At 71.8% G+C, this 22,137-nt stretch carries 17 protein-coding genes; 5 read left to right on the top strand and 12 right to left on the bottom strand.

Features of this window, described 5'->3' with window-relative positions; all coding sequences use genetic code 11:
- Nucleotides 1–132 precede the first annotated feature (132 nt).
- Both ACFYNP_RS28070 and ACFYNP_RS28065 read left to right on the top strand, forming a co-directional pair.
- Nucleotides 133–1,803 (top strand): sodium:solute symporter family protein, encoded by a 1,671-nt coding sequence (locus ACFYNP_RS28070; RefSeq protein WP_388420623.1) that lies wholly within the window; start codon nt 133–135, stop codon nt 1,801–1,803.
- A gap of 14 nt (nt 1,804–1,817) precedes the next feature.
- Complete coding sequence (locus tag ACFYNP_RS28065; RefSeq protein WP_388789186.1) at nt 1,818–2,093, top strand: hypothetical protein; 276 nt, start codon at nt 1,818–1,820, stop codon at nt 2,091–2,093.
- 62 nt (nt 2,094–2,155) lie between these two features.
- Here ACFYNP_RS28065 and ACFYNP_RS28060 read toward each other — a convergent pair whose 3' ends face one another.
- The 4 genes from ACFYNP_RS28060 to ACFYNP_RS28045 all read right to left on the bottom strand — a co-directional run bounded on the left by ACFYNP_RS28060 (nt 2,156) and on the right by ACFYNP_RS28045 (nt 8,919).
- Entirely contained in the window at nt 2,156–2,833 is a 678-nt protein-coding gene (locus ACFYNP_RS28060; RefSeq protein ID WP_388420625.1) for a LuxR C-terminal-related transcriptional regulator, read from the bottom strand.
- Between the two features lie 296 nt (nt 2,834–3,129).
- The gene (locus ACFYNP_RS28055) at nt 3,130–5,022 is read right to left on the bottom strand and encodes a PQQ-binding-like beta-propeller repeat protein (protein ID WP_388789183.1); all 1,893 of its coding nucleotides are present in this window, start codon (nt 5,020–5,022) and stop codon (nt 3,130–3,132) included.
- 46 nt (nt 5,023–5,068) lie between these two features.
- A complete protein-coding gene (locus tag ACFYNP_RS28050) occupies nt 5,069–6,808 on the bottom strand; it encodes a PQQ-binding-like beta-propeller repeat protein (RefSeq protein WP_388420627.1) in 1,740 nt (579 codons plus the stop codon).
- A 305-nt stretch (nt 6,809–7,113) separates the two neighbouring features.
- Nucleotides 7,114–8,919 (bottom strand): ABC-F family ATP-binding cassette domain-containing protein, encoded by a 1,806-nt coding sequence (locus tag ACFYNP_RS28045; RefSeq protein WP_388420628.1) that lies wholly within the window; start codon nt 8,917–8,919, stop codon nt 7,114–7,116.
- Nucleotides 8,920–9,080: 161 nt separating this feature from the next.
- Here ACFYNP_RS28045 and ACFYNP_RS28040 point away from each other — a divergent pair, with 161 nt between their 5' ends.
- Nucleotides 9,081–9,800, top strand: a complete 720-nt coding sequence (locus tag ACFYNP_RS28040; RefSeq protein WP_388789180.1) for a lipoprotein — start codon at nt 9,081–9,083, stop codon at nt 9,798–9,800.
- A 100-nt stretch (nt 9,801–9,900) separates the two neighbouring features.
- Here the strand turns inward: ACFYNP_RS28040 and ACFYNP_RS28035 are convergent, their stop codons facing one another.
- The 6 genes from ACFYNP_RS28035 to rsmI all read right to left on the bottom strand — a co-directional run bounded on the left by ACFYNP_RS28035 (nt 9,901) and on the right by rsmI (nt 15,836).
- A complete protein-coding gene (locus tag ACFYNP_RS28035; RefSeq protein WP_388420630.1) occupies nt 9,901–10,803 on the bottom strand; it encodes a 4-(cytidine 5'-diphospho)-2-C-methyl-D-erythritol kinase in 903 nt (300 codons plus the stop codon).
- 312 nt (nt 10,804–11,115) lie between these two features.
- Nucleotides 11,116–11,979 carry a 16S rRNA (adenine(1518)-N(6)/adenine(1519)-N(6))-dimethyltransferase RsmA gene (gene rsmA, locus ACFYNP_RS28030; RefSeq protein WP_388420631.1) on the bottom strand — a complete coding sequence of 288 codons (864 nt, stop codon included), beginning with the start codon at nt 11,977–11,979 and terminating at the stop codon, nt 11,116–11,118.
- Nucleotides 11,976–13,304, bottom strand: coding sequence for a ubiquitin-like domain-containing protein (locus tag ACFYNP_RS28025; RefSeq protein WP_388420632.1), 1,329 nt, complete (start codon nt 13,302–13,304; stop codon nt 11,976–11,978). Before ACFYNP_RS28025 ends, rsmA begins: the two co-directional genes overlap by 4 nt.
- Before the next feature lie 145 nt (nt 13,305–13,449).
- Nucleotides 13,450–14,325, bottom strand: coding sequence for a TatD family hydrolase (locus tag ACFYNP_RS28020; protein WP_388420633.1), 876 nt, complete (start codon nt 14,323–14,325; stop codon nt 13,450–13,452).
- A 68-nt stretch (nt 14,326–14,393) separates the two neighbouring features.
- Nucleotides 14,394–14,756, bottom strand: coding sequence for a hypothetical protein (locus tag ACFYNP_RS28015; protein WP_100574101.1), 363 nt, complete (start codon nt 14,754–14,756; stop codon nt 14,394–14,396).
- A 192-nt stretch (nt 14,757–14,948) separates the two neighbouring features.
- Nucleotides 14,949–15,836 carry a 16S rRNA (cytidine(1402)-2'-O)-methyltransferase gene (rsmI, locus tag ACFYNP_RS28010; protein ID WP_388420634.1) on the bottom strand — a complete coding sequence of 296 codons (888 nt, stop codon included), beginning with the start codon at nt 15,834–15,836 and terminating at the stop codon, nt 14,949–14,951.
- A gap of 76 nt (nt 15,837–15,912) precedes the next feature.
- Here rsmI and ACFYNP_RS28005 point away from each other — a divergent pair, with 76 nt between their 5' ends.
- Together ACFYNP_RS28005 and ACFYNP_RS28000 are read left to right on the top strand one after the other, a co-directional pair.
- On the top strand, nt 15,913–17,730 hold the full coding sequence (locus ACFYNP_RS28005) for a dolichyl-phosphate-mannose--protein mannosyltransferase (protein ID WP_388789178.1): 1,818 nt from the start codon (nt 15,913–15,915) through the stop codon (nt 17,728–17,730).
- Between the two features lie 134 nt (nt 17,731–17,864).
- Nucleotides 17,865–19,493, top strand: a complete 1,629-nt coding sequence (locus tag ACFYNP_RS28000) for a penicillin-binding transpeptidase domain-containing protein (RefSeq protein WP_388789176.1) — start codon at nt 17,865–17,867, stop codon at nt 19,491–19,493.
- Between the two features lie 133 nt (nt 19,494–19,626).
- Here ACFYNP_RS28000 and ACFYNP_RS27995 read toward each other — a convergent pair whose 3' ends face one another.
- On the bottom strand, nt 19,627–20,421 hold the full coding sequence (locus ACFYNP_RS27995; protein ID WP_388420637.1) for an SDR family NAD(P)-dependent oxidoreductase: 795 nt from the start codon (nt 20,419–20,421) through the stop codon (nt 19,627–19,629).
- Nucleotides 20,418–21,581, bottom strand: coding sequence for a serine hydrolase domain-containing protein (locus ACFYNP_RS27990; protein WP_388420638.1), 1,164 nt, complete (start codon nt 21,579–21,581; stop codon nt 20,418–20,420). The genes ACFYNP_RS27995 and ACFYNP_RS27990 overlap by 4 nt, the downstream gene beginning before the upstream one ends.
- Between the last annotated feature and the right edge of the window lie 556 nt (nt 21,582–22,137).

The raw sequence follows: 22,137 nt of genomic DNA, 5'->3' as shown, positions 1-22,137 counted from the left end.
CACTGCCAGTGCCGTCGCCGAAACGCACCCTCGATCACAATCAAACAAACAATCTCATCAAAACTGTTCAGTTTCTGAACATGGAGGCGTAGGTTCCCGTCCGGATCAGTAAGCGCGACGAAGCGAGTACGCATGCAATATCTGGCCGCGGGGCTCCGGCTCCCCACCAACGGGCTCGACTACACGATTCTGGCGATCTACTTCATCGTCGTTCTGGGCATCGGCTTCGCCGCCCGCGCCAGCGTGAAGACCAGCCTCGACTTCTTCCTGTCGGGCCGCTCGCTGCCGGCCTGGGTCACCGGCCTCGCCTTCGTCGCGGCCAACCTCGGCGCCACCGAGATCCTCGGCATGTCCGCCACCAGCGCCCAGTACGGCGTGGCGGTCGTGCACTGGTACTGGATCGGCGCCATCCCGGCGATGGTGTTCCTCGGGCTCGTGATGATGCCCTTCTACTACGGTTCGAAGGTCCGCTCCGTACCGGAGTTCCTGCTCCAGCGCTTCGACAGGTCGGCTCACCTGCTCTCCTCGGCGCTGTTCGCGTTCGCCGCCGTCCTGATCGCGGGCGTCAACCTCTACGCCCTCTCGATCGTCGTGGAGGCGCTGCTCGGCTGGCCGCAGTGGGTGGCGATCGTGGTCGCCGGTCTCTTCGTGCTCGCCTACATCACCATCGGCGGCCTCTCCTCGGCGATCTACAACGAGGTGCTCCAGTTCTTCGTGATCCTGGCCGCGCTCATACCCCTGACCATCCTCGGCCTCAAGCGGGTCGGCGGCTGGGACGGCCTGACCAGCTCGCTCAAGAGCAGCCACGGCCACAACTTCCTGTCCGCGTGGGGCGGCACCGGCATCGGCCAGTCCAACCCGCTCGGCGCGAACTGGCTGACCATCGTGCTCGGCCTCGGCTTCGTGCTGTCCTTCGGCTACTGGACGACCAACTTCGCCGAGGTGCAACGGGCGCTGTCCGCGAAGAACCTGAGCGCGGCGCGGCGGACCCCGCTGATCGCGGCGTTCCCGAAGATGTTCATCGTGTTCCTGGTGATGATCCCGGGCCTGGTCGCGGCCGTCCTCGTGCCGAAGATCGGCACCCCGGGCTCGTCCCTGACGTACAACGACGCGATCCCGCTGCTCATGCAGGACCTGCTGCCCAACGGTGTGCTCGGCATCGCGGTCACCGGTCTGCTCGCCGCTTTCATGGCGGGCATGGCGGCCAACGTGTCGTCCTTCAACACCGTGTTCACGTACGACATCTGGGCCAAGTACGTGAAGAAGGACCAGCCGGACGGCTACTACCTGCGCTTCGGGCGGCTGATCACGGCGATCGGGGTGCTCGCCTCGATCGGCACGGCGTTCATCGCGTCCTCGTTCTCCAACATCATGGGCTACCTCCAGACCCTGTTCTCCTTCTTCAACGTGCCGATGTTCGTGGTGTTCGTGATCGGCATGTTCTGGAAGCGGGCGTCGGTGAAGTCGGGCGTGTGGGGCCTGCTCGCGGGCACCACCGCCGCGATGGTCAACTACTTCTGGATCTACAAGCAGGGCGTCATCTCGATCCCGACCGACCAGGGCGCCAACTTCGTCTCGGCGATCGTCGGATTCGTGGCGGGCGCGGTGGTCATGGTGGCCGTCACCCTGTTCACGGCGCCCAAGCCCGCCGCCGAACTGGCCGGCCTGGTGTACGGGACGAAGTCGCCCGGCGTCGAGGAGCCGCCCGCCGAGGGCGACAGCGCCTGGTACCGCAAGCCGGCCCTGCTCGGCTGGGGCGCGATCGTGCTCGCCGCGCTCTGCTACGTCCCCTACTCGTTCTGACCGGAGGCCAAGACATGTCCGAACTACAGCGTGAAGTCTCCGAGTTGGAGAAGAAGTCGGCGTCGGCCGCGCGGCTCTTCGACATCCGCCGGATCATCGGCGGCCTGTTCACCCTGTACGGGGTGATCGTCGGCGCGGCGGGGGTCTTCGCCTCCGACGCGGATCTGAAGAAGGCGCAGGGCATCAACATCAACCTGTGGACCGGGCTCGGCATGCTGGTCCTCGGGGTGTTCTTCCTCGTGTGGCTGAAGCTGCGGCCCACCGCGCCCCCCGTCCCCGAGGAGAGCTGACGTACTGGGCGCCGGCCGGCCGATGACGGGGCGCCCCGGCCGGGGCTCGAAGTGCGGCCCGGCTAGGGCGTCTTGGCGTGGGTGGCACGGTCGAGCAGGCCCGTCCGGGCGGCGAGGGCCGCCGCCTCAAGGCGGGAGCCCACCCCCAGCTTCATCAGGACCCGCTGGACGTGGGTGCGGGCGGTGGACGGCGCTATGCCCATGCCGGCCGCGATCAGCCGGGTGTCCTCGCCGTCCGCGACCCGCACCAGGACCTCCACCTCGCGCGGGGTCAGCAGGTGCAGCAGCCGCTGGCCCTCGTCGTCGGGCTGGGCGGCGGGGTTGAGGAGTTCGGCGAAGGCGCCCTGGAGGAGCTGCGGGGCGACCGCCGCCTCCCCCGCCCTGGCCTTCACCATGGCCCGCTCGACACCCTCGATGCGCTCGTCGTGGCGCACATAGCCGGACGCCCCGGCCGCGAACGCCGCCGCGATCCCGCGCGGGCTCGGCACCGGGCCGAGCACCACCACGGCGACCTGCGGCCGCTCCCGCTTGATCCGCACGATCGGGTCGAACACCCCGGGTTCGGCGGGTGCCGCCGTGCCGAGCAGGCACACCTCCGGCGCCCGGCTCACCACCAGATCGGCGGCCCCGGCGACCGGAGCCGCCGCGGCGAGGACCCGGTGGCCCCGCAGTTTCAGCGCCGAGGCGAGTGCCTCGGCGAGCAGCCGGTGGTCGTCGACCACCATGAGCCGCACGCCCATCGAGCTACCCCCATCCCCCCGGCCCCTCTTGCCCCGGCAAGCTACACGCTTGTTCGACGCCGCGCGCCGCTTACCTGTAAGAAGCCCCCAGAATGCCGAATTCTCCTGCATTCAGGCGTGGTTGAGGAAGTACGAGGGACGGCGAAACGACAATCTCGGCCGTTTTCCGGCTCACCACGCGCCCCCGACCTGCGGCGGAGGACACCGGGAAGGGCAGCACGAAAGGGGGCGGAAAAGGCGCGGGCCCCGCCGGCGGAGAACGGACTCCGCCGGCGGGGCCCGCGCCGGGCGGCGGCTCAGCCCGTGCCGGTCGCCATGAACAGGAACTTCTTCTCGGCGTCGGTATCCGAGTACGGCTTGCTCAGGAGCTGCGCGCCCAGGTAGAGGCGGCCGTTGCCGTACAGGATGTCGGCGTACTTCCCGGAGAACGACGTGATCGCGTCGCGGACCGTCCGGTCGGCCGGGTTCTCCAGGAGCAGCGTCGACTTGAGGCTGCCGCCGTCGATGCTGACGACCTGGGTGCCCTTGTCGTACGGGGCGTTCTTGTACGCGATGACGTTGTTGCCGTCCATGCGCAGCGGGAACATCGTGTAGCCGTCGCCCGCGTCCGCCCTGCCGGGGACGGGCTGGCCGGTGGCCAGGTCGAAGGCGAGGATCTCGTTGGTGCGGCCGAGCGAGCCGGTGGAGCCGCTCGCCGCGTTGTCGTGCTCCTCGGTCGGCACGTACAGCTTGCCGCCGCCGGCCACGACCATCGTGCACTTCTCGACGGAGGTGCTGTCGCAGCTGGCCGAGTACTTGTCGCCGGGGGCCGGGATGCGCGCGAGGAGCTTGCCGGTCTTGTCGTCGACGGAGAAGAAGTCGGAGATGCCGCTGCCGTCGCCCGCGCTGTCGCCGACGTCGGCGGCGAGCACCAGCGGCTTGGAGGACACGATGTGGAGGTAATCGATGCCGGGCAGCACCTTGTACGTGGAGAGCGGCTGGCCGCTCTTGGGGTCGAGGGGCTGCACGGTGAGGGTGGGCTTGTCGTAGTCGCCGCACTTGCGGACGGCCACCAGTGCGTCACCGCCGCCGTAGCCGACGTCCTTGCACTGGTCGGCGGTGGTGGTGGGCTTCCACAGTTCCTTGCCGGTGTTCAGGTCCCAGGCCGCGCCGCCGTCGAGGCCGCCGGCCGCGACCGTGCCCGCGCCGACGGTGATCTCGTCGAACCGGGTCTTGCGGTCGCCGTTGGCGCCCTTGATGTCAGCCTGCCACAACAGCTTGCCGGTGTTGAGGTCGAGGCCGGCGGCCTCGGTGCAGGAGGCGTACTTGGAGCCGCCGTCCTGGCTCTCGAAGGCGAACGCGGTCTTGCCGTCGGCCGAGACGTGCGTGCTCGCCTCGCAGACGTTGCCGGTCAGCGGGAGCTTCCAGACCTGCGTCCCCTTGGCTGGGTCGTAGCCGACGATCTCCTTGACCCCGGCCTTGACGTACACCTTGTCGGTGAGCCAGGAGCCGTGCACCGAGGTGAGGTCGGTGACCTTGGGCTGGGGGGTCTGGAAGAGCACCCTCGCGGCGGTGTTGGCCGGTGCCTTCTCCTTGCCGCCGCCCCCGGTCGTGCCGCCGCCGCCCTTGGCGCCGCCGGTGTCGCCCGACTTGGCATCGCTCTTGCCGTCGTCCTTGCCGGAGGCGTACCAGATGCCGCCGCCGACGATCAGGGCCACCGCGACGACCGCCGCGATGATGATCGTCAGCTGGGTGCTGGGCCTCTTGCCACCGGGCTGCCCGCCGGGAACGGGCGCGCCGGGCGTCCCGTACTGCGGCTGCGCGGGCTGGCCGGGATAGCCGTAACCGGCCTGCGCGGGCTGGGTCGGGGGCTGGCCCGGGTAGCCGTAGCCCGGCTGCTGGGGCGGGGTCGGAGGCTGGCCCGGGTAGCCGTAACCCGGCTGCTGGGGCGGGGTCGGAGGCTGGCCCGGGTAGCCGTAGCCGGGCTGCTGCGGAGGGGCCTGGGGGTAGCCGTAGGCCGGGGGTCCGGCCGGCGGCGGGGTGCTCGGCGGGCCGGCGGGCGGCGGCGGGGTGGGTGCGCCGAAGCCGCCGGCGGGTGGCTCCTGGGGCGCGCCGAAGCCGGGGGCCGGGGGCTGTTGGGGCGCGCCGAAGCCCGGGGGTGTGTCCTCGGGGCGCGGGGGCTGCTGCGGGGGCTGGGGTGGCTGGCTCATACCGGGGGGACCTCTGACTGGAAGGCGGGGACGGGGAGTTGGGGCGTCACTTGCCGAAGGACAGGAGCGTGATGTCCTTCTTGTCGCCCTTGGGGCTGCTCACCCTGGTGTTCATGAGGAAGAACCGTCCGCCCGCCCACGCTGCCGTGGGCTGGAAGAAGTAGCGTTCGGTGCTCGCGGCCGAGGACGGGCTCTGCAGGGTGATCTGCGGGGTGCCGCCGGTCAGCGGCATCGACGCGATCGCGGCCGCGTCCTCGACGCCGGCCTCCATGTAGAGCACGACCTTGCCGCCCTCCACGGCGACGGGCTGCATCATGCGGCCCTTGGGCGCCGCCGCGTGCCACTTCTCCTCGCCGGTGTTCAGGTCGATGGCGACGACGTCGTTGGTGCGGCCGACCCCGAGCTCTCCGCTGTCCTTGCCATCGGTGGGCATGTAGAGGGTGTCGGCGTCGGCGGCCGTGCCCCAGCAGCCCTGGAGCGTGCCCACGCCGAAGCCCAGGCCGGTGCAGTTCGCGGTGAGCGCGGACTTGGACTTGACCGACGAACGGAGCTTGCCGTCCGCGGTGAAGGTCGAGATGTTCGCCGTCTTCTTGTCCTTGTTGGTCGAGTAGACGATCAACGGGTCCACCGAGTAGACGCGGCTGATCGTCCAGCCCTTGGCGTACTGGTAGCTCCACTTGGGCTTGCCCGTGGCCGGGTCCAGCTCCTGGAGGAGGTCCGACTCGGGCGCGTCGATGTTGTCCGCGTCGACGCACGGGCTGACGGCGATCAGCTTGGCCCCGCCCGCGAAGGACTTGGCACTGCAATTGCCGGTCTTCGGGGTGCCGTAGAGCTTCTTGCCGTCCGTGAGGGAGAAGCCGCTCGCTCCGCCCATGTCACGCGCCACGGCCACGGTGTTGCCGCTGATCGCCATGTCGAAGCTCTCCATGAAGTCGAAGAGCCCCTCCGCCGGCACCGGAGCCTTCCAGCCGGCCTTGCCCGCGGCGAGGTCGATCAACTGGAGCTGGTTGCACTTCGCGTTCTTGGTGTTGTCGCCCTGCACACCCAGGACGATCCGTCCGTCCGCGGTCGGGCTCTGCGGCGCACCGCATATGGCGGTGTCCAGCGGCACCGACCACTTCTGCTTGCCGTCGGCCACCGCGTAGCCGACGACCTCCTTGTACATGGCCTTGACGACGGTGTCCCCGAGGACCCACGGCCCGTACTGATCGGCGCCGTTCTGGGTCAGCGGGGTGTCGTTCTGGTGCAGCCAGACCCGCGCGTCGCCCGCCTTGGCACCGGAGTTGATGTCGTCGCTGCCGGTGCGGCCGGTGCCCTTGCCGTCGCCCTCGTCCACGGAGGGGGAGCCGGAGGGGAGCGCGCTGTGGCTCTTGTCGGCGACGGGCTTCTTGTCGTCACCTCCGCCGCTCGTCGCCAGGTACACGCCGCCGCCGATGACCAGGAGGCCCGCGACCGCCGCGGCCACGATCATCGCGGGCTTGCCCTTGAACGGGTTCTTGCCACCGCCCTGCGGGGGCACCGGAGCACCTGGGTACTGCGCCTGGCCGGGGTACGGCGGCTGACCGGGGTAGCCGTAGCCGCCCTGCGGGGTCCCCGCGTACGGGTTGGGCTGGGTGGGAGGCTGTCCCGGGTAGCCGTAGCCGCCCTGCGGGGAAGGGGCCGCGGGGTATCCGTAGCCCGGCTGCGGCCCGGGCGCCTGCGGATAGCCGTAGCCGGGCTGCCCGGCCGGCGGGGCCGGGGGCGTCTGCGGCGGCTGCGCCGGGGGCGTGGGCGGAGCGGCCGGCATCCGCGGCGGCTGCGCCGGCGGTCCGGGCGGCTGCGCGGGCGGTCCCTGGGGCTTGTCCTGCGGTGCTCCGAAGCCACCCTGCGGTGGCTGCGAACTGGGCGGCTGAGTCACAGCGAGATACCCCCGAATTTGCGTCTTTGCGTCTTTACGCCAGTCGAACGGAGCTACTTTCTATCACTCGGGGCAGGACGGGCCACGGGCCGGTCATCCCTGTTCCCAAGGGAGAACCGGCCCGTAATGCCGCCGTTACTGAGTTCCCACGCCGTCTCTACGCGAGCGCCGCAACACCTCCGCAGAGGTATGCCTCAGGCGTCCTCGGCGAGTTCGAGCCAGCGCATTTCCAACTCGTCGCGTTCGACGATCAGTTCGCGCAGTTCGGCATCCAGTTTCGCCACCTTCTCGAAGTCCGTGGCGTTATCGGCGATTTGCGCATGCAGATGCGTCTCACGCTCATTGATCTTGTTGAGCTGCCGCTCGACCTTCTGGAGTTCCTTCTTCGCGGCCCGGGCGTCCTGGGCCGAAACGGCGCTCACGGGCCGGGCGGTGGGGGCCGCGCTCGGCGCGGGCGCGGACTCGATCATCCGCTGCCTGCGCTCCAGGTATTCGTCGATGCCGCGCGGCAGCATCCGCAGCGCGGCATCGCCGAGCAGCGCCCAGACGTGGTCGGTGGTGCGCTCGATGAAGAACCGGTCGTGCGAGATGACGACCATGGAGCCGGGCCAGCCGTCGAGGAGGTCCTCCAGCTGGGTCAGCGTCTCGATGTCGAGGTCGTTGGTGGGCTCGTCGAGGAAGAGGACGTTGGGCTCGTCCATGAGGAGCCGCAACAGCTGGAGCCGCCTGCGCTCACCGCCGGAGAGGTCACCGACCGGCGTCCACTGCTTCTCCTTCGAGAAGCCGAACTGCTCGCAGAGCTGACCGGCCGTCATCTCGCGGCCCTTGCCGAGGTCGACGCGGTCGCGGATCTGCTGGACGGCCTCCAACACCCGCAGCGCGGGCGGGAGTTCGGCCACGTCCTGGGAGAGGTAGGCGAGCCTGACCGTCTTGCCGACCACGACCTTGCCCGCGGCGGGCTGCGCCTCGCCCGCGGTGCGCCAGGCCTCGGTGAGCGTACGCAGGAGCGAGGTCTTGCCCGCGCCGTTCACACCGACCAGGCCGATGCGGTCCCCGGGGCCGAGCTGCCAGGTGAGGTGCTTGAGCAGCAGCTTCTCGCCGGCCTGTACGGTCACGTCCTCCAGGTCGAAGACGGTCTTGCCGAGCCGGGCGTTGGCGAACTTCATCAGCTCGCTGGTGTCGCGCGGCGGCGGCACGTCCGCGATGAGCTCGTTGGCGGCCTCGATGCGGTAGCGCGGCTTGGAGGTGCGGGCCGGGGCACCGCGGCGCAGCCAGGCCAGCTCCTTGCGCATCAGGTTCTGCCGCTTGACCTCTTCGGTGGCCGCGATGCGCTCGCGCTCGGCACGGGCGAAGACGTAGTCGGAGTAGCCGCCCTCGTACTCGAAGACCGAGCCGCGCTGGACGTCCCACATGCGGGTGCAGACCTGGTCGAGGAACCAGCGGTCGTGGGTGACGCAGACGAGCGCCGAGCGCCGGGCCTGGAGGTGGCGGGCGAGCCAGCTGATGCCCTCGACGTCCAGGTGGTTGGTGGGCTCGTCGAGCACGATCAGGTCCGGCTCGCCGATGAGCAGCTTGGCGAGCGCGATGCGGCGGCGCTCGCCGCCGGACAGCGGCGCGATGACGGTGTCCAGGCCCTGCGCGAACCCGGGCAGGTCGAGCCCGCCGAACAGCCCCGTCAGCACATCGCGGATCTTGGCGTTGCCGGCCCACTCGTGGTCGGCGAGGTCGCCGATGACCTCGTGCCGCACGGTGGCCTGCGGGTCGAGCGAGTCGTGCTGGGTGAGCACGCCGAGCCGCAGCCCGCCCACGTGGGTGACGCGGCCGGTGTCCGGCTCCTCCAGCTGCGCGAGCATCCGGATCAGGGTGGTCTTGCCGTCGCCGTTGCGCCCGACGACACCGATCCGGTCCCCCTCGGAGACGCCGAGGGAGACTCCGTCGAGCAGGGCACGGGTCCCGTACACCTTGCTGACTGCCTCGACATTGACCAGGTTGACGGCCATTTCACTCCTGAGCAGGGGGATGGATCGTCGTCCAGAGTAGTCGCCGCGGCGGGGTGGCGACGGGCGGCGGCGATCAAGGGGGCGTCCGTGAGGTCATACGATGGTCAAATCCTCGGATTGCGAGGTTTATGGGGCGGACAACGCATATAAGGGGCGGGGTTGTGAAGCGGTATGTGGTGCGGGGCACGGTCGCGGCGGCACTGGTGGGGGCGGCCCTGGCCGGGTGCGGCGAGCAGAAGGAGCCGGCGTCGCGGAACGCGACGGCAACGGCTGCCTCCCCTTCAGGGGGCGGCAGCCCGTCGGCCTCGGTGAGCCCGTCCCCCTCCGCGGGCGGGAGTTCGACGGCCGGGGCCTCGCCCGCACCGGGCCGGAACGCGGCGACGAAGGACGGCAGGGTGGGCGCCCCGGGGACGGCCTGCGCCATGCCGGTCTCCTTCGAGCTGGCGCCGGACTGGAAGCCGAAGCCGGCGCCACGGCCGGCCGCCGACTCCCCGCTCGCCTCGTGGACCAAGCAGGGCCCGTTCGATCTGGTCTGCGAGATCGACGCGAAGCCCGCGGGGCACCTCGGCTATCTGCGGACCTGGGTCCAGAACACCTCAACGGGCACGCCCCGCGCGGCACTTGAGTCCTTCGTCGGCTCCCAGAGGAACGCGAGCAAGGCGACGTACGAGGAGATCGAGGCGGGCCCACTGCCGGCGGCGGAGGTCGTCTTCGAGACGTACAGCAAGCTGCTGGACGAGTCGAAGCAGGAACACGCCCTGGCGGTCGTCACCCCCAGGGGCACGCTGGTGCTGCACCTGGGCGGCCTGGACACCGAGGAGCACCGGGAGATGCTCCCGGCCTACGAGCTGGCCAAGGGGAGCATGCGGCTCGCGTCGTAGGCGCACGCGTACGTCCACCTGGGCTTGCGGCGCGAGCGGCTCAAGGCCGGCAGGCCGTACGTCATCGAGGTCGACCTCACCGCGATCGACGAGCTCTGACTCAGCCCGTCAGTACCGTCGCGCCCGGGGCCGGGGACGTGGTGGCGCGGGCGGTGCGGCAGGTGCCGGAGCCGGTGAGGGCGGTGGCCACCCGGTGGGCCGCTTCGGCGTCCGCGCACAGGAAGGCCGTGGTCGGGCCCGAGCCCGAGACCAGGGCGGCGAGGGCGCCCGCCGCCGTGCCCGCCGCGAGGGTGTCCGCGAGTGAGGGGCGCAGGGAGAGCGCGGCGGCCTGGAGGTCGTTGGCGAGGGTGGCCGCGAGTGCCTTGGCGTCGCCGGTGCGCAGTGCGTCGAGCAGGGCCGGGGCGGCGGCGGGTTCGGGGGCGTCCGGGGTGAGGCGGTCGAACTCGCGGTAGACGGCCGGGGTGGAGAGCCCGCCGTCGGCGACCGCGAACACCCAGTGGAAGGTGCCGCCGACCTCCAGCGGGGTGAGCTGCTCGCCGCGCCCGGTGCCGAGGGCCGCGCCGCCGACCAGACTGAAGGGGACGTCGCTGCCCAACTCGGCGCAGATGTCGAGGAGTTCGTCCTGGCTCGCCCCCGTGCCCCACAGCGTGTCGCAGGCCAGGAGGGCGCCCGCGGCGTCGGCGCTGCCGCCGGCCATGCCGCCCGCGACGGGGATGTCCTTGTCGATGTGGATGTGCACACGGGGCTGGATGCCGTGGCGTGCGGCGAGCAGTTCCGCGGCGCGGGCGGCCAGGTTCGTCCGGTCCAGGGGGACCTGGGCGGCGTCCGGTCCTGTGCAGGTGATGCGGAGTTCGTCGGCGGGGGTGACCGTGACGGTGTCGTGGAGGGCGACCGCGAGGAAGACGTTGGCGAGGTCGTGGAAGCCGTCCGGGCGGGCGGGGCCCACGCTCAGCTGGGTGTTGACCTTGGCGGGGACGCGGACGGTGACGGTGCGGGGGGTCACGGGGGGCGGGCTCCTTCGGCTGGGGCGCCCCCATTTTCCCCCACCCCGGGGGGTCGAAGCGCCCTGGGGCTCCGCTCCGGACCCCGGTTCGGCCCCCGCCCCGCCCCTTCCCGAGACCCTCCGGGGGTTGAAAGGACCCTGGGGCTCCGCCCCAGACCCCGTTCGCGCCCAAACGCTCGTCCTCAAACGCCGGACGGGCTGTAGGTGCCCCAGCACCGGTACGGCCAGGGGCGGGCGCGACCAGCCACGCACGGTCCGCAGCCGCACTCGAACCCGAAAGCGCACCCCAACGCCTCCCACCCCCCGGAGGGATCAGCCGGGCCGGTGCTCCGCGATCGCCGCGAACTCCTCCACCGTCAGTGCCTCGCCCCGCGCCTGGGGCGACACCCCGGCCGCGACCAGGGCCGCCTCGGCCGCCGCGGGCGAGCCCGCCCATCCGGACAGCGCGGCCCGCAGGGTCTTGCGGCGCTGCGCGAACGCCGCGTCGACCACCGCGAACACCTCCGCCTTGGAGGCCGTCGTCGCGACGGGAGCCGAGCGGCGGACCAGGGACACCAGGCCGGAGTCGACGTTCGGCGCGGGCCAGAACACGTTCCGCCCGATCGACCCGGCCCGCTTGACGTCGGCGTACCAGTTCGCCTTGACCGACGGCACCCCGTACACCTTGTTGCCCGGCTTCGCCGCGAGCCGGTCGGCGACCTCCGCCTGGACCATGACCAGGGTGCGCTCGATGCTCGGGAAGCGGTCCAGCATGTGGAGCAGGACCGGGACCGCCACGTTGTACGGGAGGTTCGCGACCAAGGCCGTGGGGGCCGGGCCCGGCAGTTCCCGGACGAGCATCGCGTCGGAGTGGACCAGCGCGAAGCGGTCGGCCCGCGCGGGCATCCGCGCCTCGATCGTCGCGGGCAGCGCCGCCGCGAGCACGTCGTCGATCTCGACGGCCACCACCCGGTCCGCCGCCTCCAGGAGCGCGAGCGTCAGCGAGCCGAGACCCGGCCCCACCTCGACCGCGACGTCGTCGGGGCGGACCTCGGCGGTCCGCACGATCCGGCGGACCGTGTTGGCGTCGATGACGAAGTTCTGGCCGCGCTGCTTGGTGGGGCGTACGCCAAGCGCTGCGGCCAGTTCACGGACATCGGCGGGGGTAAGGAGTGCGTCGGGCTCAGTGGTGCTCACCGATACAGCCTACGGCCGCAGTGCGGCCACGGGCTCGCCCCCCGGCTCACGAAGAGCTTCTTCGCCCGGAAGGTCTGCTCGGCGGCAGGGGCCTGCTCGGCCCGCCCGCTGCCGCCGAGCGCGTGCCAGGTGCCGGGGTCGAACTGGTAGAGCCCGCCGTAGGTGCCCGACGGGTCGAGGGCGCCGGGCCGGCCGCCGGACTCGCAGTGGGCCAGGCCGCTCCAGTTGAGGTGCTCGGCGCCGCCCACCGAGGACGGCAGCGCCTTGGTGCCGATCTTGATCTGCTGCGTGACCGGCTCGCGGACGACCTCCTCGGCGATCTTCCTGGGCTTCTGCTTGACGCCGTTGACGGTCCGCAGCGCGTACGTGACCCTGCGGGCGCCCTTCTCGCCCTGGCGGACCACGACCTGGGTGCCCGCGAAGAGCGTCGCGTCCTTGGTCTTCTCGACCTTGAACGGGATGGGCTCCTCGCGCACCTCCTTGGTGCCGCTGATCCGCATCACGGTGACCGTCTGCCCGTCGCGCGGGAAGGAGGCGCCGGGCACGGACGTGGTGTCCTGGCCCTGGAGGGAGATGCCGGCTTCCTGGAGCGCCTCGGCGACGGTGGCCGCGTTGGTGCGCAGGGTGCGTTCGCGGCCGTCCGCGAGGAAGGTCACCGAGCGTTCGGTGCGTACGTCCAGGGCGAGGCCGGCGCGGCCGATCTCCGAGGAGCGGGACGCCGACAGATAGGCGCCCTCGGCGCGCACCCCGAGCTGGCGCAGGGCGCCCTCGACGGTACGGGCCGTCGTCCACACCTGGCGGCGCTGTCCGTCGAGGGTCAGCTGGACCGGGCGGCCGTAGCGGACCACGACCTCGTCGCCGCCGGCGAGCGCGGCATCGGGGCCGGGCGCCACGATGTCGTGCGTGCCGACCGGTACGTGTTCGTCGGCGAGGAGTTCCTCGACACTGCCGGCGAAGGTGTGCATGGTGCGCGGCACGCCGTCGACGGTGAGCCGGACGGCCTTGTCGGTGACCAGGAACGCGGAGGTGCCGCCCGCCAGGAACGCGACGACCAGGGCCTGCGGGATGAGCCGGCGCAGCTTGTCGGGGCCGCCCGACGACTTGCGGCGCCGCGCCGCCCGGCGGGCCCCGGCGCGGCCTCCGTCCGCATCCGGTGCGGGCGCCGGCTCGAACGCTTCGGGGCCGCGCGGCTCGGGGACGGGGGCCACGGGCGCGATCCGGGTCTCGTGGCCGGCGTACGCGGTGGCGTAGGGAGGCGGCGCCGTGACGGTCGCGGCGCGGTGGCCGCCGCGTGCGGCACGGTGACTGCCCTGCGAATTGCTCACGACGCTCCAGGGTCCGGTCCGGTGGTGCGGGCCGGGACATTAGCGGAGGGACGGTCACTCTCCAAAGCGGCTCGACTACCCAGCGTCGTGGCATTACCCTGCGCGCCACCGCGGAACGGCGCCGGAGGGCCGGATTCGTTATCGCTCAGTAATCAAACGCCCGCGCGGTGTTGTCGGCGATCGCCGCGGCCAGCAGATCTTCGCCGACGCCCTTGACGGCCGCCATGGCGCGCACCGTGACCGGAATGAGATACGGCGCATTGGGCCGTCCGCGGTACGGCGCCGGCGTGAGGAACGGCGCATCCGTCTCGACGAGAACGAGTTCTTGCGGGGCGACCGCGAGGGCGTCCCGCAGCGGCTGGGCGTTCTTGAAGGTCATGTTTCCCGCGAAGGACATGAAGTACCCGTATTCGGCGCAGAGTTCGGCCATTTCCGCGTCGCCGGAATAACAGTGGAAGACGGTACGTTCGGGGGCGCCTTCCTCGCGCAGAATGCGCAGCACATCGGCGTGCGCCTCGCGGTCGTGGATGACGAGCGCCTTGTTCTGCCGCTTGGCGATCTCGATGTGCGCCCGGAACGACCGCTCCTGGGCGGCCTTGCCCTCGGGCCCGGTGCGGAAGTAGTCGAGACCGGTCTCGCCGACGGCCTTGACCCAGGGCAGCGCGGCGAGCCGCTCGATCTCCGCGAGGGCCTCGTCGAGGGCCCCTTCGCCGCCGGGGCCGCGCGCGCCCTGGCGCGACCATCCGTCCGGGTCACCGAGGACGATCCGGGGCGCCTCGTTGGGGTGCAGGGCGACGGCCGCGTGGACGGCCGCGTACGCCTCGGCGGTGTCGGCGGCCCACTGGGAGCCCTTCACATCGCAGCCCACCTGGACCACCGTGGTGACGCCGACGGCCGCGGCCTTCTCCAGGGCCTGTTCGACCGTGCCGTCCTGCATGTCCAGGTGGGTGTGCGAATCGGCCACCGCCACGCCGAGCGGCTCGGGCAGCGGGGGCGGGGCGTCCTTCTTGGCGGCACTCATGCCGCCGATCCTACGAAAGGGCCCGTGCCCCCGGCGCCCTGGCGCCTACTTGCGGTGGAACCTGGTGCCTACTTGCGGTGGAAGGGGTGCAGGAGGTCGGACAGGTGCCAGTGGTGCTCCGGCTTCACGGTGGCGTCGGCCGCGTCCTGGGGCCCGGGCTGTGCCGGGGCGGACGCGCGGTGCTGGACCTGCTGCGCGGAGGACACCCGCCCGGCGCGCATGATGCGCACCACGTGGCCGCCGCAGTTGAGGCAGGTGGGGGCGGACAGCGGGGAAGGCACCCGGTCGCCGTTGGCCTTGTATATGACGAATGCCTGGCCGGAGGCGTCTACGTGGTGCTCTATCTCGTACGCCTGTTCCCAGCCGTATCCGCACCGCATGCACGCGAAGGCGTACGCCTCGTGTGCCGTGGTCTCAGCGATCTCACTCATGTGCCGGCTCCTCTTGTCCGCTGGACAAGCTCTTGCGAGCGCTCTTGCGAGCGGGGGCGAAAGGTCCCCCGATCCAGGAGACGCCTTTCGCTGCCAAAACGCATCAGGTGCTGTCGAGAGTTGGCGCGGTCTTGGCCTTTCCTAGGGCTGCGTGCATTTCCCTGCCCCGGTGCGCGGCCTGCGTTTTACTTTTTACGATAGTCCTTTACCGTCCGCGGGGCTCTGACGTGCCGCGTTCTTTGCCGCCACCACCGCGTCGAAGACCTCCCTCTTGGGTAGACCGGTCTCGACGGCGACGGCCGCGATGGCCTCCTTGCGCCGCTCCCCCGCCTCCTCCCGGACCTGTACGCGCCGCACCAGCTCGGCCGCGTCGAGGTCGGCCGGGCCGCTCTCGGGCGCCCCCTCGACCACGACGGTGATCTCGCCGCGCACCCCCTCGGCCGCCCACACCGCGAGGTCCTTCAGGGGGCCGCGCTTGACCTCCTCGTACGTCTTGGTCAGCTCCCGGCACACCGCCGCGCGCCGCTCGGCGCCGAACACCTCGGCCATCGCCGCGAGGGTGTCGTCGAGGCGGTGCGGGGCCTCGAAGTAGACGAGGGTGCGCCGCTCCCCGGCGACCTCGCGCAGCCGCCCGAGGCGCTCGCCGGCCTTGCGGGGCAGGAAGCCCTCGAAGCAGAAGCGGTCCACGGGCAGCCCGGACAGGGCGAGCGCGGTGAGCACGGCGGAGGGGCCCGGCACCGCGGTGACCTCGATGTCCTTCTCGACACAGGCCGCGACCAGGCGGTAGCCGGGATCGGAGACCGAGGGCATGCCGGCGTCGGTGACGAGCAGCACCCGGGCGCCGCCTTCGAGTGCCTCGACGAGTTCGGGGGTGCGCGCCGACTCGTTGCCCTCGAAGTAGGACACGACCCGGCCCGTGGTGTGCACGCCGAGCGCCTGGGTGAGGCGGCGCAGCCGCCGGGTGTCCTCGGCGGCGACGACGTCGGCCCGCTCCAGTTCGGCGGCGAGCCGGGGCGGGGCGTCCGCGGTGTCGCCGATGGGGGTGCCTGCGAGTACGAGTGTTCCGGTCACACCGACCATCCTCCCAGCCCGCCGGAGCCGAGGCCGCCGGGCCCGGCCACGGGACTCCCATAGGTGAGTTCCCTACGATGGCGCGGTGACCAGTACTGCGCCACCGACCCTTCCGGGCCACGAAGCCGGGGACGAGCCGCCCTCCTGGGCGCACCGCATGCGCCGGTTCGGCCATGTCGTGCGGCCGAGAACCGGGCTGCGCGAGCGCCTGGTGCCGCCCTTCGCCCGGCCCGCCGGGCAGCTGTGGACGGTCCTGGGCATCGGACCGGAGGCGGCGGCGCGCATCGTGCGCTGGTCGGCGTGGGTCGGGCCGCTCCTGGTGACGCTGGTCGCGGGCCTGATGCGGTTCTGGCACCTGGGCTCCCCGGATGCGGTGATATTCGACGAGACGTACTACGCCAAGGACGCCTGGGCGCTCATCAACCACGGCTACGAGGGCGACTGGCCGAAGGACATCGACAAGTCGATCCTCGCCAACCCCGACCTCATCTCGGTGCCGACCGCGCCGGGCTATGTGGTGCATCCGCCGGTCGGCAAGTACCTGATCGGCATCGGCGAGAAGATGTTCGGCTTCACGCCGTTCGGCTGGCGGTTCATGGTCGCCGTCCTGGGCACCCTGTCGGTGCTGCTGATCTGCCGGATCGGGCGGCGCCTGTTCCGCTCGACGTTCCTGGGCTGCCTGGCGGGCGCGCTGCTCGCCGTCGACGGGCTGCACTTCGTGATGAGCCGCACCGCGCTGCTCGACACGGTGGTCATGTTCTTCGTCGTGGCCGCCTTCGGCTGCCTCCTGGTCGACCGCGACCGTACGAGAGCCCGGCTCGCGGCCGCGCTGCCCGAGGGCGAGGACGGGCAGCTGCGCCCGGACGCCGGGATCGCGGCGAGTCTGCGGTTCGGGTGGCGGCCCTGGCGGATCGGGGCCGGGGTCATGCTGGGGCTCGCCTGCGGCACCAAGTGGAACGGCCTGTACATCCTGGTCTTCTTCTGTGTGATGGCCGTCCTGTGGGACGTGGGCGCCCGGCGCACGGCGGGCGCGGTCAGCCCCTACCGGGCGGTGCTCCGCCGGGACGCGTTCTGGGCGTTCGTGTCCACGGTGCCGGTGGCGATCGCCACGTACATGGTGTCGTGGACGGGCTGGTTCGTCACCGACAAGGGCTACGGGCGGCACTGGGCGGACGGCCGCGCGGGCCTGTCCCCCGACCACATCAAGCTCCCGGTCATCGGCACCGTCAACCACCTGCCGCAGTTCGACCTGAGCTGGGTGCCGGCCTCGCTGCGCAGCTTCTGGCACTACGAGACCGAGGTCTACAGCTTCCACGTCGGCCTCACCGAGGGCCACACCTACCAGTCGAACCCGTGGAGCTGGCTCGTCCTCGGCCGGCCGGTCTCGTACTACTACGAGAGCCCCGGTCCCGGCACCGGCGGCTGCCCCTCGGACGCGGGCGGCAAGTGCGCCTCCGAGGTCCTGGCGCTCGGCACTCCGCTCCTGTGGTGGGCCGGCTGCTTCGCGCTCCTGTACGTCCTGTGGCGCTGGATCTTCCGGCGCGACTGGCGGGCGGGCGCGATCGCGTGCGGCATCGCGGCCGGGTACCTGCCCTGGTTCATGTACCAGGAGCGGACGATCTTCTTCTTCTACGCGGTCGTCTTCGTGCCGTTCCTGTGTCTCGCGGTGGCGATGATGATCGGGGCGATCATCGGGCCGCCGCACGGGGCGCGCGGCGCGGCCGCTCCCGTGGAGCCGGGGCTTGCCGCCGGGGAGAGGCGGCGGGCGGTGGGGGCGATCGGCGCCGGTGTCCTCGTCCTGCTCATCATCTGGAACTTCGTGTACTTCTGGCCGATCTACACCGGTACGCCCATCCCGCTGGACTCCTGGCGCAGCCGGATGTGGCTGGACAGTTGGGTGTGATGCCGGTCGCGTTCCGGTAACCGTTCGGACAACTGCGAGACCCTCTGTCACTCCTGTCCCGTAGAGTCACTCCCAAGTAACTCCTTGAACATGTTCAAGGAGTTCGGGGGACTCCTGGGGAGGGGAACTGCGGGATGCGCAGCGGAGCGAAGGTCGCCATCGTGGGCGGGGTGTTCGTGGTGGTCGCCGGAGGCGTGGCGTACGGGGGATACGCGCTGGTCGGCGGGAGCGACGACAAGGGCCCCGGCGGTACGCACACGCAGGGCGCGCCCGCCCGCACCGGGCCGCCGGGAGCGGACGAGATCAAGGAGACGTCGACCGCCTTCCTCCAGGCCTGGGCGAAGGGCGACGCGGCGGGGGCCGCCGCCCTCACCAACAACCAGGCGGACGCCTCGACGGCCCTGTCCGGATTCAGCGAGCAGGCGCACATCACGAACGTGACGGTCACGCCGGGCGCGCCGAACGGCGCGGTCGTCCCGTACACGGTGAAGGCCGACGTCTCGTTCGGGGGAAAGACGGCTCCGCTCGCCTACGCCTCCCAACTCACCGTCGTACGCGGTCAGTCCACGCACAAGCCGCTGGTCGACTGGCAGCCCGCGGTGCTCCACCCGCAGCTGAAGAAGGGTGAGCGCCTGGTGACCGAACCGGCGCAGAACCCGGAGATCCAGGCGGTCGACTACAAGGACCGCCCGCTGACCAAGGAGAAGTACCCCTCGCTCGGCGCGATTCTGGACGGGCTGCGCGAGAAGTACGGCGCGAAGGTGAACGGCACGCCGGGCGTCGAGCTCCAGATCCAGGGCAACGGCAGCCCGGCACGCACCCTGATCACCCTCCAGAAGGGCACCCCGGGCAAGCTGAAGACGACGCTCGACGCGGATGTGCAGGCCGCCGCCGAGCAGGCCGTGAAGCGCTTCGGAGAGTCCTCGGTGGTGGCCGTCAAGCCGAGCACCGGCGAGATCCGGGCGGTCGCGGACAACCGGAACGACAAGTTCCCGGCCTCGCTCCAGGGCCGGGTGGCCCCCGGCTCGACGATGAAGATCGTCACGGCGACGATGCTGATCGAGCAGGGCAAGGTGTCCGCGGACAAGCCGGCCGTGTGCCCCTCGGACGTGCAGTGGGAGGGCGTCACCTTCCACAACCTGGACAACTTCTCGCTCCCCAGCAGCGATCCCTTCTCGAAGAGCTTCGCCAGGTCCTGCAACACCGCCTTCATCAAGCACATCCACGAGGTGAACGACGACGGAGCGCTGGGCCGGGTCGCCGCCAACTACTTCGGCATCGGCCAGGACTGGAAGGTCGGCGTGCCGACCTTCGACGGCAGCGTGCCCGCGTCGGCCGGCGCCGAGACGGCCGCCGCCTACATCGGGCAGGGCAAGGTCCAGATGAGCCCGCTCGACATGGCGTCGGTCGCGGCGACCGCGAAGTCGGGCCGGTTCCGCCAGCCGGTGATCGTGCCGCAGTCCCTCGACGGCCGCGAGCTGGCCCAGGCCGACCCGCTGCCGTCGAACATCGCCGCCCAGCTGCGCGAGATGATGCACATCACCGCGACCGCCCCGTACGGGACCGCGACGGAGGCCATGGCGAACGTCGGCGGGGTCAAGGGTGCCAAGACCGGCTCCGCGGAGAAGGACGGCCAGAACAAGTCGGACAGCTGGTTCGCCGGCTACAGCGACGACCTCGCGGCCGCCGCGCTCGTGCAGTCCGGCGGGCACGGCGGGACCGCGGCCGGGCCCATCGTCGCGCAGGTCCTGCGCGCGGGCTGAGACCGGCTCGCGTCCGGCGCGGGGTGGAACCGGCTCGCCCGGCCGCTTCGCGCGGCGCCGCGGGCGGGTCGAGGCCCGGGCCGGGCTGCCGCGGGGGCGCCTCACCGGCCGCGGTCATGGCCGCCGGGGTGCCTCACCCGTCGTGATCCGTGCGCCGGAAGCCGGTGTTGACGGCGAGGATGCCGCCGTCCACGCGCAGGGTGGTGCCGGTGATCCAGGACGCGTCGGACGAGGCCAGGAAGGCGACGGCCGCCGCGATGTCCTCGGGCTCCCCGACCCGGCCCAGCGGGTACAGCGCCGCCAGCCGCTCCAACTGGCCCTGGCGGTCCTCCCATGCGGGGGTGCGGATGGTGCCGGGGTGCACGAGGTTGACCCGTACTCCGCGCGGCGCGGCGTGCCCGGCGAGCGTACGGGTCAGCGAGGCGAGGCCCGCCTTGGCGGCACTGTAGGCGTGGTTGCCGAAGTCCTGCTCGCCGTTGACCGAGCCGATGCTCACGATCGCGCCCCGGCCGGAGGCCGCCAGGTGCGGGAGGGCGGCGCGGGCGCAGCGGAAGGCGCCGGTGAGGGTGACGTCCAGGTCACGGGCCCACTCCTCGTCGTCCTCGTCCTCGAAGCGGTCGGCGTCCGGGGTGCAGGAGTACGCGTTGTTCACCAGGACGTCGAGCCGGCCGAACTCCTCGACGGCGAAGGCGACCGCGGCCTCAACCGAGGCGCGGTCGGAGACGTCGCAGTGCCGGGCCACGGCGCCCTTCAGTTCGGCGGCCGTCGCCTCCGCACGCGCCAAGTCGACGTCGGCGACGAGGACTCGGGCGCCCTCGTCGGTCAGTCTGCGCGCGATGGCGGCGCCGATGCCGCGCCCCGCGCCGGTGATCAGCGCGGCGTGTCCCTCGAAACGTGCGGTGCGCGAAGCGAATTGAGGATGCGTCATACGGTCGAACGTAGCGCCCTTACCAGGGCCTGGGCACGCGGGTCCGCGGTGACTCCCTTCTGGAGCCCGTTGGTCACATAGCCGAACGCGAGGCCCGACTCCGGGTCGGCGAAGCCCAGCGAACCGCCGCGTCCGGGGTGCCCGAAGGAGCCGGGGGCGAGCAGCGGGGCGGCGGGGCCGTGCAGCATGTAGCCGAGCCCGAAGCGGGTGTTCACGACCAGGACGCGGTCGGGCCCCGCGCTCTCCTCGGTGCGGGCCAGGGTGAGCGTGGCGGGCGCGAACAGGCGCCGCCCGCCGTCGACTTGGCCGATGGTGGCGGCGTAGAAGCGGGCCAGCGCGCGGGCGGTGGAGATGCCGGCGGAGGCGGGGAGCTCGGCCGCGCGGTAGGCGGGGTCGTTCTCGTCCGGCATCGGGTCGATCGCGCCGAACGCGCGACGGGTCGGCGAGGTGGGGTCCGCGTAGGCCTCGCTGACGTTCCGCTTCGGCCGCAGCCGAAGGCCGCCCTCGCCCTCGGGCGCGTCGACGGGGCCGATGCGGCCCACCCGGTGCGCCTCGATGTCCGGCACGCCCAGCCAGAAGTCCAGACCGAGCGGCCCGGCTATCTCCTCGGCGAGCCAGCGGCCGATGGTGCGTCCGGTGACCCGCCGGACCAGCTCGCCGAGCAACCAGCTGTACGTCTGCGCGTGGTAGCCGTGCGCGCTGCCGGGCTGCCAGAGCGGGGCCTGGGCGGCGACGGCCGCGGGGCCGCTCTCGCCGTCGATGGCCTCGGCGGGGGTGAGCGGGCGGTCCAGTGCGGGTACGCCCGCCCGGTGTGCGAGCAGATGCCGCACCAGGGTGCGGTCCTTGCCGGCCGCCTTGAACTCCGGCCAGTACGTCGACACGGGGGCGTCCAGGTCGAGGCGGCCGCGCTGGTGCAGGAGCAGGGGGACGGCCGCGGCCACGCCCTTGGTGGCCGAGCGGACGATCTGCGCGGTGTCCAGGGCCCAGGGGGCGGTGCCGTCCACGTCCTTGGTGCCGGCCCACAGGTCGACGACCTTCTGGCCGTCGCGGTACACGGCTACGGCTGCGCCGTGGTCGCCGCGGTGCGTGAAGTTCCGCACGAACGCGTCCCTCACCGGTTCGTAGCCCGGTGTTACGGCGCCCTGTACGTCGACCACGATCCGCTCCCAACGCTGCCGGGCGCCCCACCGACCCCCTCCCCTCCCATGGTGCCCGAACCCCCTCGGTGCGGGGTTGATCGGCCCCGCCCGTGACCCGGGGTTGGTTGGTTCCGGGCCCCCTGGGGCTCCGCCCCAGACCCCGGGCATCCTGCCCACCCGCCCGCCCGTGCGGCCGGGTTGATGGGTTCGGGCCCCTGGGGCTGCGCCCCAGACCCCCTGAGGGGCTGCGCCCCTCGAACCCCCTGCAAGGGGCTCCGCCCCCTGCACCCCCGTTCGCGCCTAAAGGGCGCTCGTCCTCAAACGCCGGACAGGCTGAAGATGTCCATGCTGGCCAGCACCCAGACCCTTGGGGGCGCGGGGAACTGCGCGAGAAGCGGGCACGGTCCGCGGACGGAAACGGGGTTGGGGCGCGGGGAACTGCGCGAGAAGCAACCACGGTCCGCAGACCGGAACGGGGTTAGGGGCGCGGGGAACTGCGCGAGAAGCAACCACGGTCCGCAGACCGGAACGGGGTTAGGGGCGCGGGGAACTGCGCGAGAAGCAACCACGGTCCGCA

It is taken from the genome of Streptomyces sp. NPDC006691 (assembly GCF_042869955.1).
Classification (GTDB): Bacteria; Actinomycetota; Actinomycetes; order Streptomycetales; family Streptomycetaceae; genus Streptomyces.
Note: the sequence above shows the minus strand (reverse complement) of the source record. Positions and strands in the feature narration are given on the sequence as shown.